This window comes from Pantoea brenneri (assembly GCF_038594305.1).
In the GTDB taxonomy this organism is placed as follows: Bacteria; Pseudomonadota; Gammaproteobacteria; order Enterobacterales; family Enterobacteriaceae; genus Pantoea; species Pantoea brenneri.
In genome coordinates, this window is record NZ_JBCGBG010000001.1 from 1,692,882 (window position 1) to 1,709,232 (window position 16,351).

Annotated in this window: 12 protein-coding genes; 1 reads left to right on the plus strand and 11 read right to left on the minus strand. The window is 57.2% G+C overall.

All coding sequences use genetic code 11. From position 1 onward, the window contains the following. Nucleotides 1-163 precede the first annotated feature (163 nt). The 5 genes from ldtD to cmoM form a co-directional block, all read right to left on the minus strand. Nucleotides 164-1,978 (minus strand): L,D-transpeptidase, encoded by a 1,815-nt coding sequence (ldtD, locus tag AABB92_RS07960; protein WP_031376627.1) that lies wholly within the window; start codon nucleotides 1,976-1,978, stop codon nucleotides 164-166. Between the two features lie 150 nt (nucleotides 1,979-2,128). Then, nucleotides 2,129-6,616, minus strand: coding sequence for a chromosome partition protein MukB (mukB, locus tag AABB92_RS07965; RefSeq protein ID WP_031376628.1), 4,488 nt, complete (start codon nucleotides 6,614-6,616; stop codon nucleotides 2,129-2,131). Beyond that, a complete protein-coding gene (gene mukE / locus AABB92_RS07970) occupies nucleotides 6,613-7,338 on the minus strand; it encodes a chromosome partition protein MukE (protein WP_031376629.1) in 726 nt (241 codons plus the stop codon). The genes mukB and mukE overlap by 4 nt, the downstream gene beginning before the upstream one ends. Beyond that, nucleotides 7,319-8,641 (minus strand): chromosome partition protein MukF, encoded by a 1,323-nt coding sequence (mukF, locus tag AABB92_RS07975; protein WP_046288417.1) that lies wholly within the window; start codon nucleotides 8,639-8,641, stop codon nucleotides 7,319-7,321. Before mukF ends, mukE begins: the two co-directional genes overlap by 20 nt. Then, a complete protein-coding gene (gene cmoM / locus AABB92_RS07980) occupies nucleotides 8,638-9,423 on the minus strand; it encodes a tRNA uridine 5-oxyacetic acid(34) methyltransferase CmoM (RefSeq protein WP_031376631.1) in 786 nt (261 codons plus the stop codon). Before cmoM ends, mukF begins: the two co-directional genes overlap by 4 nt. Nucleotides 9,424-9,548: 125 nt before the next feature. Here cmoM and elyC point away from each other — a divergent pair, with 125 nt between their 5' ends. Then, nucleotides 9,549-10,334: an envelope biogenesis factor ElyC gene (gene elyC / locus AABB92_RS07985; RefSeq protein ID WP_031376632.1), complete on the plus strand. Its 786-nt coding sequence runs from the start codon at nucleotides 9,549-9,551 to the stop codon at nucleotides 10,332-10,334. Here elyC and AABB92_RS07990 read toward each other — a convergent pair. The 6 genes from AABB92_RS07990 to msbA form a co-directional block, all read right to left on the minus strand. Next, a complete protein-coding gene (locus AABB92_RS07990) occupies nucleotides 10,314-11,207 on the minus strand; it encodes a YcbJ family phosphotransferase (protein ID WP_031376633.1) in 894 nt (297 codons plus the stop codon). The two genes, elyC and AABB92_RS07990, sit on opposite strands and share 21 nt — an antisense overlap. Before the next feature lie 110 nt (nucleotides 11,208-11,317). Beyond that, nucleotides 11,318-12,067, minus strand: coding sequence for a 3-deoxy-manno-octulosonate cytidylyltransferase (kdsB, locus tag AABB92_RS07995; RefSeq protein WP_031376634.1), 750 nt, complete (start codon nucleotides 12,065-12,067; stop codon nucleotides 11,318-11,320). After that, the gene (locus tag AABB92_RS08000; protein WP_031376635.1) at nucleotides 12,064-12,246 is read right to left on the minus strand and encodes a Trm112 family protein; all 183 of its coding nucleotides are present in this window, start codon (nucleotides 12,244-12,246) and stop codon (nucleotides 12,064-12,066) included. The genes kdsB and AABB92_RS08000 overlap by 4 nt, the downstream gene beginning before the upstream one ends. Before the next feature lie 86 nt (nucleotides 12,247-12,332). Beyond that, complete coding sequence (locus AABB92_RS08005; RefSeq protein ID WP_031376636.1) at nucleotides 12,333-13,565, minus strand: winged helix-turn-helix domain-containing protein; 1,233 nt, start codon at nucleotides 13,563-13,565, stop codon at nucleotides 12,333-12,335. A gap of 24 nt (nucleotides 13,566-13,589) precedes the next feature. Beyond that, a complete protein-coding gene (lpxK, locus tag AABB92_RS08010) occupies nucleotides 13,590-14,585 on the minus strand; it encodes a tetraacyldisaccharide 4'-kinase (protein WP_031376637.1) in 996 nt (331 codons plus the stop codon). Next, on the minus strand, nucleotides 14,582-16,330 hold the full coding sequence (gene msbA, locus AABB92_RS08015) for a lipid A ABC transporter ATP-binding protein/permease MsbA (RefSeq protein WP_046288418.1): 1,749 nt from the start codon (nucleotides 16,328-16,330) through the stop codon (nucleotides 14,582-14,584). The genes lpxK and msbA overlap by 4 nt, the downstream gene beginning before the upstream one ends. Nucleotides 16,331-16,351 lie beyond the last annotated feature (21 nt).

The following is a 16,351-nucleotide window of genomic DNA, read 5'->3' on the forward strand; positions in this document are numbered from 1 at the left end:
AGCCATAGAAATGTGCAAAAAGCGCACAGGCCGAACCATAACTTTCTCTCACAGAGGCGTCAACCCATCCCGGGTGGCTTTGTGCGGCGATCCCGGGCGGGATCGCCTTTTGATGAAGAATTTTGCTTACGGCGGCAGACGGCTAACGATTGAAAATCAATCACTAGAGCAGCAATTGCTCAGCCCGCTTTAACGCCTGGCTGCCTGAACGTGCCGTGTCATCATAATTGTAAATATCTGTTCGGAACTGTGGTTTGCCGTCGTCAGCGACCCAGGCGGTAAGATAATAGAGGTTGACCGGAATACGATGGCGAATCGGCACATAGCGGGTATCGCCCTCTTTCAGCGTGCTGGAGATACGGGAATCATTCCAGCCTGCATCCTGTAGCAACAGTCCGGCCAGTTCAGAGGCCTTGTTCACCCGCACACAGCCTGAGCTAAGCGCACGGATATCGCGCTGGAACAGGTTATGATTCGGCGTGTCATGCAGATAGATAGCATCCGAACTCGGCATGTTGAATTTGTAGCGTCCCAGCGCGTTCATCTGACCTGGGGCCTGACGCAGGCGATACGGGAACGAGGAAGCGGACACCATGCTCCAGTCAATCATGCTGGGGTCAATCACCTCGGCATCCTCACTCCAGCCTGACAGCAGGGTATAGCCATGTTTGTAGAGGTAGCCAGGATCCTGTTTGACCTTCGGAATAATATCTTTGCGCACCAGCGTGGTCGGCACGTTCCACGGTGGATTCAGCACCACGTTGTTGAGTGCGCTGCGCATCAGCGGCGTTTTACGGTCGGGACGCCCGACAATCACCCGTGATGACAAAATCTTGTTGCCGTTGTTGTAATAAATCAGTGAGTAGTTGGCGATGTTCACCATGATGCCGTTGTGCATATCATCCGGCAGCAGGCGCAGTCGCTGGATATTCAGCGCCAGCAGTGAGGCGCGCATCTGCGGTGACACGTTAAGCCACTGACGCGTTCTGGCGCCGATAGCGCCGTCACCGTCCAGCCCCTGCCACTGCTGAAAACGCTTCACCGCTGCCACCAGCGTATTGTCGTAAACATTCGCGCTACTATTCGCATCCAGCGTCAGGCTCTGCACGTTACCCGGCGACTGCGGCGATGAAACAGGCAGATCGGTGACCGGCGTAGCCGACGGACTGACCACCACCGGCTGATCGCTGTGGCTGACCGGTACTGTTGAAACCGGAACCGCGTCCTCATCCGGTGCCGGCGCAGTGGTCTGAGCGGTCAGCATCCCGCTACGCTGCAGGATTTCACGTAACGCTGGCACATCATCACTCACCTGTCCCGGACGCAGGGTTTCGCTCCCCTTCAGCTGCGGCCATGGGCGTTTGTCGCTGAGCAATGTTTTGAGCGCAGCGTGCATCGGGCGATATTGCGGGTGCTGCGGTTCCAGTGAGGTAATAAATGCGCTGTCTGAACCAGCATTGACGGCGTTCTGCCACTGATTCACCACTGACACCGACGGCTGGGCCAGCTTATACGGCACGTTGCTGTAGAGCCAGGTTTCACCCTGGGTAGGCACGCTGGAGACAAACTGCAGATAGCCGAGCATCGCATCAGACAGCGTGACGTCACGGGCAAAGCCGGAAATCGCCGGATCGGTCAGACGTTCAACCCAGCGGGTAAACTGTGGCTGCACGCCAGAAAGCGCGGCTTCCGCCAGCTGCTGCTGAAATTTTTGCACCGCCTGGCGGTCCTGCCAGATCGGTTGCATATGACGTGACGCATACAGCGTGGCCAGTGAAGGCAGATAGAATGGCTGATCGGCGCTGGAGAAGGCCTGCCGGATACGTTGCTGACTGTCGGTGACTGACGTCGCCCCCTGCGTGATCCCCGGCATAGTGGCAATCACAGCGGCCTGTGGCAGTGTAAATGGAACCACGGTTAGCGCCAGCGCTAACAATGAAACAACACGATGATGTTTAAACGTATTTGCCAGCAACATCCCTGCCCCCTTATCTGTTCAACTGCGCAGCGTTCCCTGAAACTACTGCGACCGGGCTGCTTACTCATAATGTTGAGTATACAAACAAAAACGGCATTTGCCTCACGCGACAAATGCCGTTACCAGATTAACCAATGGTTCTGTTTTTGACTACGTTTCAGCCTGCGATTTTTCACCGGCTAAATCGGGCAGAGAATCGCTCTCATCCTGACGTCGGGTCGGTGAAGGATCGGCAGCGAAACCGCGCAGGCCAACCACATGCACATGCTCAGTGTTGTTAAACACCTTACGCACCAGCTTGTAAGTGGTGCCTTTCTCCGGACTGATATTTTCCGGCGCGGCGATCACCAGCTGCATTTCCAGTCGTTCACACAGCTCAAACAGCGTGGCGATGGAGCGCGCATCGAGACGCGCCGCTTCATCAAGGAACAGTAACCGGCAGGGGGAAATGTCTTTACCGCGCAGGCGGCGCGACTCCTCTTCCCAGCTCTGTACCACCATCACCAGAATCGACATCCCGGTACCGATCGCTTCACCGGTTGACAGTGCGCCACTTTCTGCACGCAGCCAGCCGTCTGATCCACGGTTAACTTCGACTTCCATCTCAAGATAATTGCGGTAGTCCAGCAGCTCCTCACCAATGGTCTGCGGCGTGCGCTGTCCCATATCGATGTGCGGATTGAGGCGCTGATAAAGCTTCGCCAGCGCCTCTGAGAAGGTCAGACGATTGCTGTTAAACAGATCCTGGTGCTGCTCATGCTCTTCCGACAGCGTATCCAGCAGCATCGCATGCGTCTCCCGCACGTTGACGTTGAGTCGCACGCTGCGCACCTGACCAAAGCTCACGGTTTGCAGGCCCTGGTTCAGCTGGCGGATACGGTTCTGCTCACGCTGAATGGTTTTGCGGATAATGTTAGCGGCACTGCGCGAACTGATAGCCAGCGTCTGCTCACGCGCGGTCAGCTCTTCCGTCAGGCGATTCAGCTCAATTTCCATCTGCTCAATCGCTTCGACCGGATCGTCGGTGCGAATAATATCCTGACGGATACGCTCGCGCAGATGCTGGTAAACCGCAATAAAGAACTGAATCTTCCGTTCCGGACGTTTCGGATCTTCCGACAGACGCAGCACGTCACGCAGATGTTCGTTGTCGGCTACCGCCAGACGCAGCGCACCCAATGCCTTATCCGACATAGAACGCAGCTCGTCGCCGCTCAGGTAAGCCAGTTCACGACGATGCAGGCGACGTTCGACACCATTCTCTTTCACCAGCCGCAGCACTGTACACCAGCCCGCCTTGGCGCTGACCACCTGTTCGCGAACCTGATGATAGTTACGTTCCAGCTGGCGCAGTCGCTTCTGCAGGTTTTCCATTTCCGCTTCACAGAAGGTCAGCTGTTTCTCCAGCTGATTACGCCGCGCACGGTTATGGCTCAGCGCCGTATAGAGTTCATCACGACGCACCCGCGCCCGTGCTTCGGCGTTGGCATCAGCGTGAACGCCGATATCCTGCATCTCCTGATGCAACTCTTTCAGCATGTCGCGTTTGGCGTCGTAGGCACTTTTCAGCGAGGCCAGCACCTGGGCGTATTGTGTCAGCTGCGCCTGATGCTCGCGCAGACGTTCACGGCTGCGACTCCGCTCCGCCTCCGCCTGCTCCAGCCGCTGACGCAGTTTGTCGCTGAGATCGTTGTTGCCGTTAAGCATGCTCGACGAATCGTCATAGCCAAAGTGCGCACGACGCTGCACCACTTCCGTCAGGGCAAAAGCCTGCTGGCGGGCGTTGCGCTGCTGTTGCTGCGCCTGCTGATAATCGGCCTGCAGCTGTTCATGCTGTTCCGGATCGCTCTGCAGTACGGCGATAATCGGTTCGAGTTTCGCCAGTTTCGCGCCATGCTGATGCAGGAAGCGTGCTGCATCCTGCGCTTCCTCAACCTGCTCGCGGATCTCTTCGCAGCGATCGGCCAGCGTCTCATCCAGCAGCAGATTGACGCGCGGCAGCAGCCGGTTGAGCTGCGCTACGCCCTCTTTCGCCAGTTCATATTGCTGACGCTGCTGCTGATTATTGCTCTCGTGCTGATTAAGCGCCCGCTCCAGCTCGCCGCGGCGCGCGCCCAACTGACGAATCTGGGCTTCCGGATCGGCATCAAACGCCACCGCGAGATGACTACCGATAAACCGGCTGAAGGACTGATGCAGACGCTGGGTTTTCTGTACGTCGAATGACAACGTGGCATAGCGCTCAGCCAGACGATCGCGTTCGCTGTGCAGCAGTTCAAGCTGATTCTCACGTGCGGCACGACCAAACAGCGGTATTTTCGGGAAACGCGAATAGCGCCACTGACGCTCCGCGACTTTTACCACCACCGCATTCTGCAGCTCATCGACGCTGAATACGCTGTCATCGAAAGATTGCGGATCGCCCTCGATCAGGTAGAGATCTTCCGGGCACTCTTCCAGTCCGTCGAGCTGCTCGCGCACCAGCGACAGATCGGGTACCACAATCGCGTGACGCGACGGACCGTACAACGCCGAGAAGTAAGGCGCGTCATCCAGCGTGACATCATCATAAATTTCGGACAGCAAGACGCCGCCGAAGCGTTCGGCCAGTTGGTTCAGGCGCGCATCTTCGGCACCGCCAGGCTGGCTGAGACGTTCAATCTGCTGCTCGATATCGCGTTTACGCGCCGCCACTTCGTCACGTTCAACGGTGGTTTCACGTTCCCGCTCCAGCAGCTGCTGCATATATTCGGTCACGTCCTGACTGCTGGTCAGCGCCTGCCCGGTCTGCTCACTAAGCTGCGTCAGGATTTCCTGCGCCGCCAGCCAGTGCGGTGCCCGGGCCGTTAGCGTGGCGATCCGTTCGCGCAGCTGTTCCAGCTCCTGGCGCATCATCATGCGCTGCTCACCCGCGTCCGCGACGCTGCTGTTCAGCTGCTCAATCTGTGCTTCAAGTTCGCGCTGCAAACCTTCCAGCGCATCGGCTTCATAGTGCTGTCCCTGGCGCTTACAGAACTCCGCCAGCAAGCGCTCAGCCTCATGCTGCTCGCGCAGACGCTGTTCCAGCTCGTTGAGCCGCAGACGCAGCGAAGAGAGCTGCTCAGCGTGATGCCGCTGATTGCTGGCGTCGCGCAGCAATGCCCGGCCGGTCTGCCACGCATCCTGACGGGTAACATCACCGGCAATGCTGGTCACCAGCGCCAGCGCCTGTTCAAACTGGCTGTGCGCCGCCTCGGCCACGCTCAGCTTTTGCTCGAGGTTCAGTAACCGCTCGGTCGCCTCCTCCTCTTTGGCCTGGAAGCTGGCCTGCCATTCTGCGGCGTTGTCGATGGTTAAATCAGGCAACTGACAGAGTGAGCGGGCGCGTTCCAGTGCCTGCAGCGCCTGCTGATACTGAATGGCGCGGGTTTGCTGAACGTCAAGCGCCTGCTGGAAGTCGGCCAGCTGGCTTTTCAGCTCATCCACTTCCAGTTCGGCCGCTTCGGCCCGCGCTTCATTCTCTTCCTGAATCTCGCGGGCTTCCGCCACCACTTCGCTCTGCTCTTCCAGCCGCAGCGTCAGGTCTTCGATATCGGCGTCGTAGCGCTCAATCTTTTCCTGCTGGCGCATCGCGGTCTGCACCAGATTCAGGTGATCGCTGGCCGCCTGATAATCCACTTCGAGGTCGTTTTCCGCCCCGCTGTGCTCGGCCAGTTCGCGCGCCATTTCGACGTGACGATACTGTTCAGAGGCGAGCTGGCTGCGGCTGCTGAACAGCTCATTACGCAGCTGTAATGCACTGTCGAGGTGCACCCGGCGCTCGTTGGCGTGACGCATATAGTCGGCTGAGACGTAGCTGGTTGCTTCCGAAATCAGATGCTTAAACAGGTCGCGGTCCGACTGAGTAACGCGAATCGCTTCCAGCGTCATGCGGTTCTCGCGCAGCGCCGCTTCCATGTCCTGGAAGGCTTTACGCACGCCGCTGTTTTCCGGCAGCAGGTAATCACGCAGTGAGCGGGTAATCGCGCTGGAGATACCGCCGTAAAGCGAGGCTTCAATCAGGCGGTAAAACTTACTGCGATCGCTGGCAGAACGCAGACGACGCGGCACCACACCCAGATCAAACAGCATGGCGTGATAATCGGTAATCGAGCTGTAGGCGCGGAACTGAACGCCTTCCTGCGCCTCAACGCGTTCTTTAACTTCGTTAAGCGGCAGTACGCGCGCCTGACGGCTGTTAAGGATCTCCGTCAGCATATCCGTCGGGTTGGTGTCGGTCGGCAGGCCATGAATACTGAACGGCTTGATGTCGACCTTTTTATCCCGACCCGCGATTTGCTGCAGACGGACGCCCACCACCACCCGCTGATGGCGGGAGTTCAACACGTCGAGCATCGAGTAGCAGACGCCGGCGCGCAGTTTACCGTGCAGGCCCTTATCGCGTGAACCGGAGGTCGCTCCCGCTTCGGTGGTGTTCCGGAAGTGCAACAGCGTCAAATCGGGGATCAGCGCGGTAACAAACGCGGCCATGGTGGTGGATTTCCCCGCACCGTTACCGCCTGACAGGGTGGTGACTAATTCATCGAGATCAAACGTGCGGGCAAAGAAGCCGTTCCAGTTGATCAGCGTAAGCGACCGAAATTTTCCGCGCTCAATCATGCCTGTTGTTCCTCTGCGTTCTCACTCGCATCGCTTTCCTGTTCCTCGCCTTCATCGGCGTCAACCGCAGCCGTGGCGTTCTCCAGCAGCATCGCCTCGCCATCACGGATCAGCCGCAGTTGCGCTTCGCGGGCATCATCACCGCTACGCACATCAGCGCCAAAGCGGAACACCGATTCGGTGATACGGAATTTGCTGCTGTCGTTACCGAAAAACCACACCATACCGAGGCGGCGCAGACGGCTCAGCGACGCGCGGACTTTTTCCTGCAGTTTGGTGCGATCGAGATCCGAGCCGGTTGAACGCTGGTTAACCAGCTTCAGCAACTTGCTCTCATCGGCCAGCGACAGCAGTTCGTCATACAGCTCCTGCTGGGTGAAGATGCCTTCATTCGCCAGCCGTTCCGGGCTGAGGTAGAGATAGCAGAGAATTTTTCCGACCATCATGTCTAACTCAGACAGCACCGAGCGCGGGATCAGCGTGGTTGAACGCGGACGAAGATAGAAAAAACCTTCCGGCGCACGAATCAATTCAACGTTGTAGCGGCTGTAAAACTCTTCGAGAAATGCCTGGTAATCCATCAGAAAAGCGTGATTGTCCAGCTCTTCAATACCGATATGTCGTCCGGCGCGCAACTGGCTGTCGAGCGCGGGAAAGATCGGATTTGCCAGTGCCTGTGCCAGCTTAACCGGCATCACTTGTTCAATATTTGTCGATGACATGTGCCTGCACCTTGGCTCCGTAATCATTGATGGCTTGCCATTCCACAGGCAAACCGGCTAAATCAGCTTCCGCTACGCCAAGGCGTACCGCCTGGTCGACCACAATCCGCGCCAGGTCAAAATGACGGGCGCGGGGGTACTGAGCCAGGTAGTCACGCATCACTGACGCGAGGTTGAGCGGTTTTTGTTGCGTTTTGTAGATCTGCAGCGCCTCTTCAATCATCGCTGCCAGCTGTTCGCGAATTTCGTTGAACTCTTCGTACTCCATCTCGGCCGGCAGTTCGCCCATCACTTCGTCATTACGCAGCGTCAGCTCTTCATCGCGCATGTCATACAGGCGATCGGCGTTGGCATAGGTCAGCGCCCACGGCGCATCGAAGTAGTTCTGCACCGAAACCCGCAGACGCTGGGCAAAGACGCGGTTTTTGTCCATGTCGATGGCGGTACGAATAAATTTGTGTACGTGGCGGTCGTAGCCGATCCACAGATCGATCGCCTGCTGGCCCCAACTGGTAATGCGGTCAAGTTTGCTTTGCAGGTCAAACACCAGCTTATCGACGAAGCCCAGATCCGGGCTGTTCAGCGTCGCATCCTGAATCCGCAGCAGGTTCTCCTGCAGCTTGTCGCCTGCCGCTTCCAGCGTATCCTGCAGTTCACGCAGCGTACCGGAGGTTTCCGACAGCAGCATTTCACAGCTGGAGATCGCCGCGCGCCAGTCTTTATTCAGCAGTTCAGCGATATCGTTTTTCACCGCCTGCTGCTGTTCATCCATCAGACGCTGGGTCATGTCGATGCTGTCAAATATCTCAGCCACCGAGTATTTCAGCGGCGCGAAGACATTGCGATGCCAGTGAAACTCATCCCCGTTTTCCTGCGCAGCATCGGCTGCCCGCTTAAGCTCATTGGCTACGATGGAGAGCTGCATCGACAGGCGTAAGGTCGAAAACTCACGCTGACGGATGTAGTAATCGGTAATGCCGATCGCCAGCGGGGTCAGACGATAGATGGCATTGCCTTCGGTCAGTTCGCTGGTAAAGCGGTTAAGCAGGCGCTGTCGCACCATGTCGTTGATGGCGTTGTTGGCGCGAACCAACACGGTTTCATGGGTTTGTTCGAAAGCCTTACTGACGTGACGGAAAGCATCAATCAGATCGCCTTCACTCATTTCGCCATCCATCCGCTCACCGTTGAGGGTGGCGATAGCCAGCAAAAAGGCCAGACGTTCTACTGGCAGCGCAAGAGAGAAGTCATTCTTGCGCGCCCAGGATACCAGTTCAGGTACCGTCTGGGAAAATTCACTCATAATTCGTCCTTCTGCCCGGGTTTGCGCGCAGTTACATGGATATAGCGCCCTAAGCTCAAAAAGGGTTCCTGACGGCAGTAACGCCGCTCCATCTCAATAATTTCTTCGTCGCTTTTAGGCTCGCCTTTCGGCGGCTTCATATAATCACTGAACACCCGGATCCCGGCGCGTTGCTCAATGACGAAACCGCACGCTTCCAGCCAGCGGTAGACCTGATCGGGATCGCGCGGATAGTCAGGCGACAGCGTACGCTTTTTACGTTTGGTCAGATTGGTCCGCAGATAACCGAAGTTGCCGAGCGTTAAGGTGCGAAGCGTCAGGCCGTGCAGGTTATAAAACATCAGCGACATCACGCCGCCCGGACGCAACAGATCAAACAACGCCTTCAGCACTTTTTCCGGTTCCGCGACCCATTCAAGCACAGCGTGAAACAATACCAGATCCACCGGCTTATCCAAATGTTCGCCCACCTGCTGTGCGCTAATTTGTTTGAATTGCATGTTGTGGCTCACACCCTGCGCTGCGGCATTTTCCTCGGCCCGGCGCAACATCTCACCGGAGAGATCACACAGCAAAACCTGGTGACCGCGCGCGGCCAGCCCGCTGGAGACCTGGCCAACCCCGCCGCCCGCATCGAGAACCGACAGCGGATGCGGTGACAGTCCGGGCAGAATGGTTTCCAGCTCATCCCACAGGATCGCCTGGCGCACTCGCCCTTTGGTGGTGCCGTATATATTTTGCGAAAATTTATCCGCGAGATCGTCAAAGTTACGATCCTGCATGGCATGCGCTCCGGTATGCTGCGGTGAGACTTGTGCTATTTTGTCACAGGCACCAGAAGAATGAACCTTTCATCCCCATCTTCCCTTCCGGCTGCTGTTTTTTCGGACAACAGGAGTCTTTTTAGATGTTTTTTACCCTGAAAAAAGTGATCGGCGGGCTGTTGTTACCCCTGCCGTTTCTGCTTTTGCTGATGGCGCTCGGTATTTTATTGCTTTGGTTCACCGACTGGCAGAAAAGCGGCAAAATTTTAATCTCCGCCAGCTGGCTGTTTTTGCTACTGCTGAGCCTGCAGCCGCTGGCTGACCGCCTGCTGTTGCCACTTGATAGCCGCTATCCGACCTGGAACGGCACACAGCCGGTCGATTACATCGTGGTACTCGGTGGCGGCTATACCTTTAATCCTGACTGGGCGCCCAGTTCGAACCTGCTCAATAACAGCCTGCCGCGCGTGGCGGAAGGAGTACGTCAGTGGCGTCGCTATCCACATGCCACGTTGATTTTTACCGGTGCCGCAGGCGGCACTAACCCGCGCAGCAGTGCCTCGGTGGCCGCGCAGGTGGCTGAAAGTCTGGGCGTACCAGCGGATCATATTCAGATTCTCGATCAGCCGCGGGATACTGCTGATGAAGCTCAGGCGGTAAAGAGCGAAGTGGGTCAACGCCCGTTCCTGCTGATCAGCTCAGCCAATCATCTGCCGCGGGCGATGCGCTTTTTCCATGCAGTGGGACTGAACCCGATTGCCGCGCCGGCCAACCAGTTAGCGATAACCTCGCCGCTCAATGGCTGGGAGCGCGCCATTCCATCATCAATCTGGCTGAGTCACAGCGAGCGAGCAGTTTATGAAACGCTGGGTACGGTACTGCAGCGGCTGAAGGGAGAGGAAACGCGGTCATCCGAGCCAGGGGAGTAGCTGTGCGCGCGCGTGGTCGAAACGTGGCCGGTCAAATTCGCCGGTCTGCACCAGCCGATCGATACAATCCCACAACTGATAGAGCCAGCGCCGCCAGACAAAGCCTTCAGCAACTGGCGCGCGTTGCAGATAGGCGTGCAGCAGTGCGGTCTCAGCGGGTGACTCATCCAGCTGAATCAGATCGTATTCACGCGGTGCCCAGAGAATCGTACCCGGCTGCGTCATCGCCAGCAGCTGATCGCTGCGGGGATTTTTCAGCATACTTTGCAGCCTGACGTTACCGTGAACCAGCACGCAGGGATCGTTAAAGTCGCGAAACAGATGCGCTAACCGCGCCCGGCTGCGGAACAAAATCTGACGATCGTCCAGCGTAAAGGCAGGCGGTCGCAGATAACTTAAGGTCGACCAGAGCACCTCTACCCGTTGCGCATACCAGGCGGGCCAGTGGTTTTCCTGGGTACTGTCTACCGTGCCCACCAGACCGTGGCTGTCGAGCCGGTGCCAGGCAAGTAGCCCTTCCACTACCTGTTCGCAAAACTGTTGCCAGCGTTGAGCATCACGCGCTGGCGCTTCGGCCGGCACGCCATTGAGCCGCGCCAGCAGCAGCATTTCATGCACCGGCGGTTGCTGGCTCATCACCAGACCAAATACGGCTGGCACCGCAATCAATCCGGCATGGCCCAGCAGCGCCAGTTTTTTTGCTTCCAGCGCAGCACGGCCCTGATGACGGAAATACTTCGCCATCACCGGCATCGGCTGACCTTCACTATCGTACAGCGCATAAAGTCGGGTGGGTGGATGTTCGCTGATTACTTCGAGACGACTGATGTTCTCACCGAGTACCAGCGCCAGTTCGGATTTAAGCTGTTCCATGCGGCATCCTCCTCAGATGAATTTCACACTATCCTGAAGGGACTACAGATAAGAAGTTTAGTGGCGGATCAATAAAATTGCGCAGTAACGGGGAGCGTCTCCCCGTTTGATCAGGCCTGCATGGCGGCGCGAACGCGCTGCAGATCTTCTGGCGTATCCACTCCGACGCTGGGGATGGTTTGCGCCACGGCAACATGAATCTTTTCGCCGTACCACAACACCCGCAACTGCTCGAGCAGCTCGATCTGTTCCAGCGGGCATGGCGCCCAGGCAACGTAGCGGCGAATAAAGCCGGCACGGTAGGCATAGATGCCAATATGACGCAGCAGAGTGTCACCAATCTGCTCGCGTGAGCGGGCATAACGTTCACGATCCCACGGGATTGTCGCCCGTGAAAAATAGAGCGCGTAGCCGTTAACGTCCATCACCACTTTCACCGCATTCGGATTAAAAGCTTCCTCTGCATCGGTGACTGGCACCGCCAGCGTCGCCATTCCTGCCGCAGAACCGGCCAGATTGGTCGCTACCTGCCGCACGATCTCCGCCGGAATCATCGGCTCGTCACCCTGCACATTGACGATGATCTCATCATCAGCGAACTGATATTTTTCGATCACTTCCGCCAGACGCTCGGTGCCGGACTGATGATCGGCACGCGTCATGCAGACTTCACCGCCTGCAGCTTCAACCGCCTGCGCCACCGCCGGATGATCGGTCGCGACGATCACCCGACTGGCGCCCGACTCACGGGCGCGCTCCATCACATGTACCACCATTGGCTTGCCGTGGATATCGACCAGCGGCTTACCCGGTAAGCGGGTTGACGCATAACGCGCAGGAATGATGGCGGTAAAACTCATGGATGAATCTCTTCAACAGAGAGCGTACGGGCTTCATTTTCCAGTAACACCGGAATGCCGTCACGCACCGGAAACGCCAGGCCGTCCGGTTTGCAGATCAGCTCCTGCTGCGCATTGTTATAGTAGAGTTTGCCATTGCACACCGGGCAGGCAACGATTTCGAGTAAACGATGATCCATATGTCCTCCATCAGGGACCGAATGCGTAAGGGGTAAAGCATACCATAGCCCAGCCCGGGCGGGAGGGCGTAAAACGTATCAGCACATCACGGGCTACCCGCTTCGCGATTCAGCGACCACTGGGCCGGCCAGTGCTGTCGCAGCGAGGCCGGTGCCTGCAGCAGCGAGACGGTTTCCGCCCCCTGCCATGCCGCAAAGCGCTCAATCGCCCGCCGGATATCCTGCACAAATCGCAACGTGACCCGCGTCTGCGGCTCAAGCCAGATATTTTTAATCTCCAGCTGCTTTGACTGACGCAACATACGGGCATCCAGCCGGCCTTTTATCTCACCACGATGCAGCATCGGCAGGACAAAATAACCAAATTTGCGCTTAGCCGCCGGCGTATAACACTCGATGCGGTAATCAAAGCTGAACAGTTCCAGCGCACGCTTGCGGTCCCAGACCACCGGGTCAAACGGTGATAAAAGCGCACTGTGTGTCGCCTGCAGCGGGTTCTCAAGCATCGGCAGCAAATCGCGATGCAGCCACATGTCGCCCAGCCCGTCGGCCGTCACCGCAATCAGATCGCCCGCTTCCTGCGCTTCTGCCAGAAAGGTGCTGAGCGGCACCCGTTTCAGGCGGTAATAGTCTGCCAGCCAGCTGCCGCGAAAAATGCCGAGACTGCGGGCGCTGTTAAGTAACATCAGACGGGTAGCCTCAGCTTCGCTGATGCTGTGCAGAGCATCCTGCCAGTCGGACATCACCCGGCTGCGCAGATCGTATACCCGTTGAAAATTGCGGCGTTCAGCGACCATCAGCTCACCGGCACTGAACAGATTTTCCAGATGCCGCTTGTGCGGTTTCCACGCCCACCATCCCGGCTTATGATTCGCGGCATGCGCAAAGTCCGCTGCGCGTACCGGGCCGTTTTCGCGGATTTGCTGCAGTAATTCAGCGATTTCCTGCTGGTGGTCAGCGACCCATTGCGCATTGTACTTCCAGCCCAGCCGTTCCGGCGACAGCATACGATGACGCAGCAATCTGTAGTCGGCTCGCGGAATAAAACAGGCCTCGTGTGCCCAGTATTCAAACACCTCGCCCTGCGCCAGCGCCTGTTCCAGCCACACCGGAGGATAGTCACCGAGGCGACTGAACAGCACCAGATAGGGGCTACGGGCCACAACATTAATGGTATCGATTTGCAGCAGCGACATACGGGAGATGCAGTCAATCAGATCCTGATAGCGGGCGCGCTGGCGCGGTGGACGCAGCAGGCCCTGCGCGGCGAGATGAAGGTGACGTGTTTGCTGTAATGAAAGTGAATGCAGAGGGTTCATTCTCTTCCTTATCCGGTCTGGTGACTAGTTGCGCGCCTGACCGCTGCGGCACAGCTGTTCGATATCGTCCAGCAATGGGGTGACTGCCGTGCCCTGCAGACGGGCATCAACCGGCAGATACCACCAGTTGGGCTGGGCAAATTGGCGGCATTTCACCGCATCTTTTTCGGTCATCAGCAACGGCTGTCCGTCTGATGTCAGACGCGCCAGCTCATCCTGACTGTATGCATGATGGTCGGCAAAGGCGACTTCTGCCACCGGGGTGATACCCAGCTGTTTCAGTGTGGTAAAGAAGCGCGGCGGATGCCCGATACCGGCCATGGCGATAACCGGATCAAGCTGATCAACCGGCCGGGTTTCGCCGCTCAGCAAATGCGTCGCCAGCCCTGGCTGAAGTTGCATGGCTATCTCACCGTGCTGCGCTTCGCCACCGTTAACCACAATCGCATCCACCTGACTCAGCCGACTGGCACGTTCCCGCATCGGCCCGGCCGGTAACCACCAGCCATTGCCAAAACGACGTACCCCATCCACCACCACAATTTCGCGGTCGCGCTGGAGCGCATAGTGCTGCAGGCCATCATCGGTGATGATCACATCTAACGGCCCCTGTTTCAGCAGCGCTTCAATCGCCAGACGCCGCTTTGGCGCTACGGCCACCGGCGCGCCGGTGCGCTGGGCGATCAGTACCGGCTCATCTCCAGCCTGTTCGGTGGAGGTCTGCCCGGTGACCAGCAGCGGATACTGCTCGGCTTTACCGCCGTAGCCACGCGACACCACGCCCGCACGCAGACCGCGCTGTTGCAATGCTTCGACCAGCCAGATGACTACCGGCGTTTTGCCATTGCCGCCAGCCGTCAGATTGCCCACCACCACCACCGGCAGCGGTGCGCGCCAGCTTTTACGCCAGCTGCGCTGATAACTGAATCGAATCAGAGTGGTGATCGCCCCATACAGCAGGCTCAGTGGCCATAACAGCAGCCATAAGGGTGAACGACCACTCCAGATACGCTCAATCATTGGCCGAATTGCATCTTGTGCAGCTGTGCATAGGCTCCGCGCTCTGCTAACAGCACCTGATGCGTTCCGCGCTCAACAATCTGACCATCTTCGATCACCACGATTTCATCCGCTTTTTCGATGGTAGAGAGTCGGTGGGCAATCACCAGTGAAGTACGGTTCTTCTGCAGTTCGTCCAGCGCTGACTGAATGGCCCGCTCGGATTCCGTATCCAGTGCCGATGTTGCTTCATCCAGGATCAAAATAGGACAATCACGTAACAGGGCACGCGCAATCGCAATACGCTGACGCTGGCCGCCTGACAGCAGCACACCGTTTTCGCCGATCACCGTATCCAGCCCTTGATCCATCTTATTGATGAAGTCCATGGCATGCGCCATGGTTGCGGCCTTTTCGATCTCCGCGCGGCTGTACTGCTCGCTGCGGGCATAGGCGATGTTATTGGCAATGGTGTCATTGAACAGATGAACATTCTGCGACACCAGCGCCACCTGATTACGCAGCGAACGTAAGGTGTACTCGCGCAGATCGTAACCGTCCAGCAGGATTTCTCCCTGCTGAATGTCGTAAAAGCGAGTCAGCAAGCTGGCCATGGTCGACTTACCGGAACCGGAGCGACCCACCAGAGCAACCGTTTTGCCTGCCGGCAGAGAGAGATTGATATTACGCAGTGCCGGCACATCACGACCCGGATAGGTAAAGGTGACGTTGCGGAACTCAATATCGCCTTTCGCACGGGTGATTTCACGGCTGCCGTTATCCACTTCCTGCTTGCTGTCCAGAATAGAGAACAGCGTCTGACAGGCGGCCATACCGCGCTGGAATTGAGCATTGACGTTAGTCAGTGATTTCAATGGACGCATCAGCGCGATCATCGATGAGAACACCACGGTGATAGTACCGGCCGTCAGGGTATCCATTACGCTGGGGAAGCTGGCGGCGTAAAGCACGAAAGCCAGTGCCAGAGATGCGATCAACTGAATCACCGGATCGGAAATTGATGAGGCTGAAACCAGCTTCATTCCCTGCTGACGCATGCGATTACTGACCCGGGCAAAGCGCTCAGATTCAATCTCCTGACCGCCGAAAATCAGCACTTCTTTATGGCCCTTCAGCATCTGCTCAGCGCTGGTAGTCACCTGCCCCATGGTATTTTGCATGGTTTTACTGATATTACGGAAACGCTTAGAGACGGTGCGGATAGCAAAAGAAACGATCGGTGCCAGAACAATCAGAATCAACGACAGCTGCCAGCTGTAGTAGAACATCATGATGAACAGGCCAATAATCGACGCACCTTCACGCACTACCGTCACCAGCGCACCAGAAGAGGAAGAGGCTACCTGTTCGGAATCGTAGGTGATGCGTGACAGCAGGGTACCGGTTGACTGCTGGTCAAAGAATGATACCGGCATGCCCATCATATGGCTGAATAGCCGACGGCGGATATTCATGACCACGTTGCCAGAAACCCAGGAGATGCAGTAACTGGAGATATAACTGGTCACGCCGCGGATCAGCATCAGGCCAATAACCACCAACGGCATCCACAGCATCACCGATTTATCGGCTTTACCAAATCCATCATCCAGTAATGGTTTCAACAGGGAGAGCATTAAGGCGTCGCCCGCAGCGTTAATAATCAGGGCAATGGAGGCCACAATTAATCCCGCCTTGTTAGGCGCGATCATCGGCCAGAGTCGGCGGAATGTCTGCCACGTAGAGAGATCTTTATCTAGATGCATTATTTATTCACGCTGTTGGAA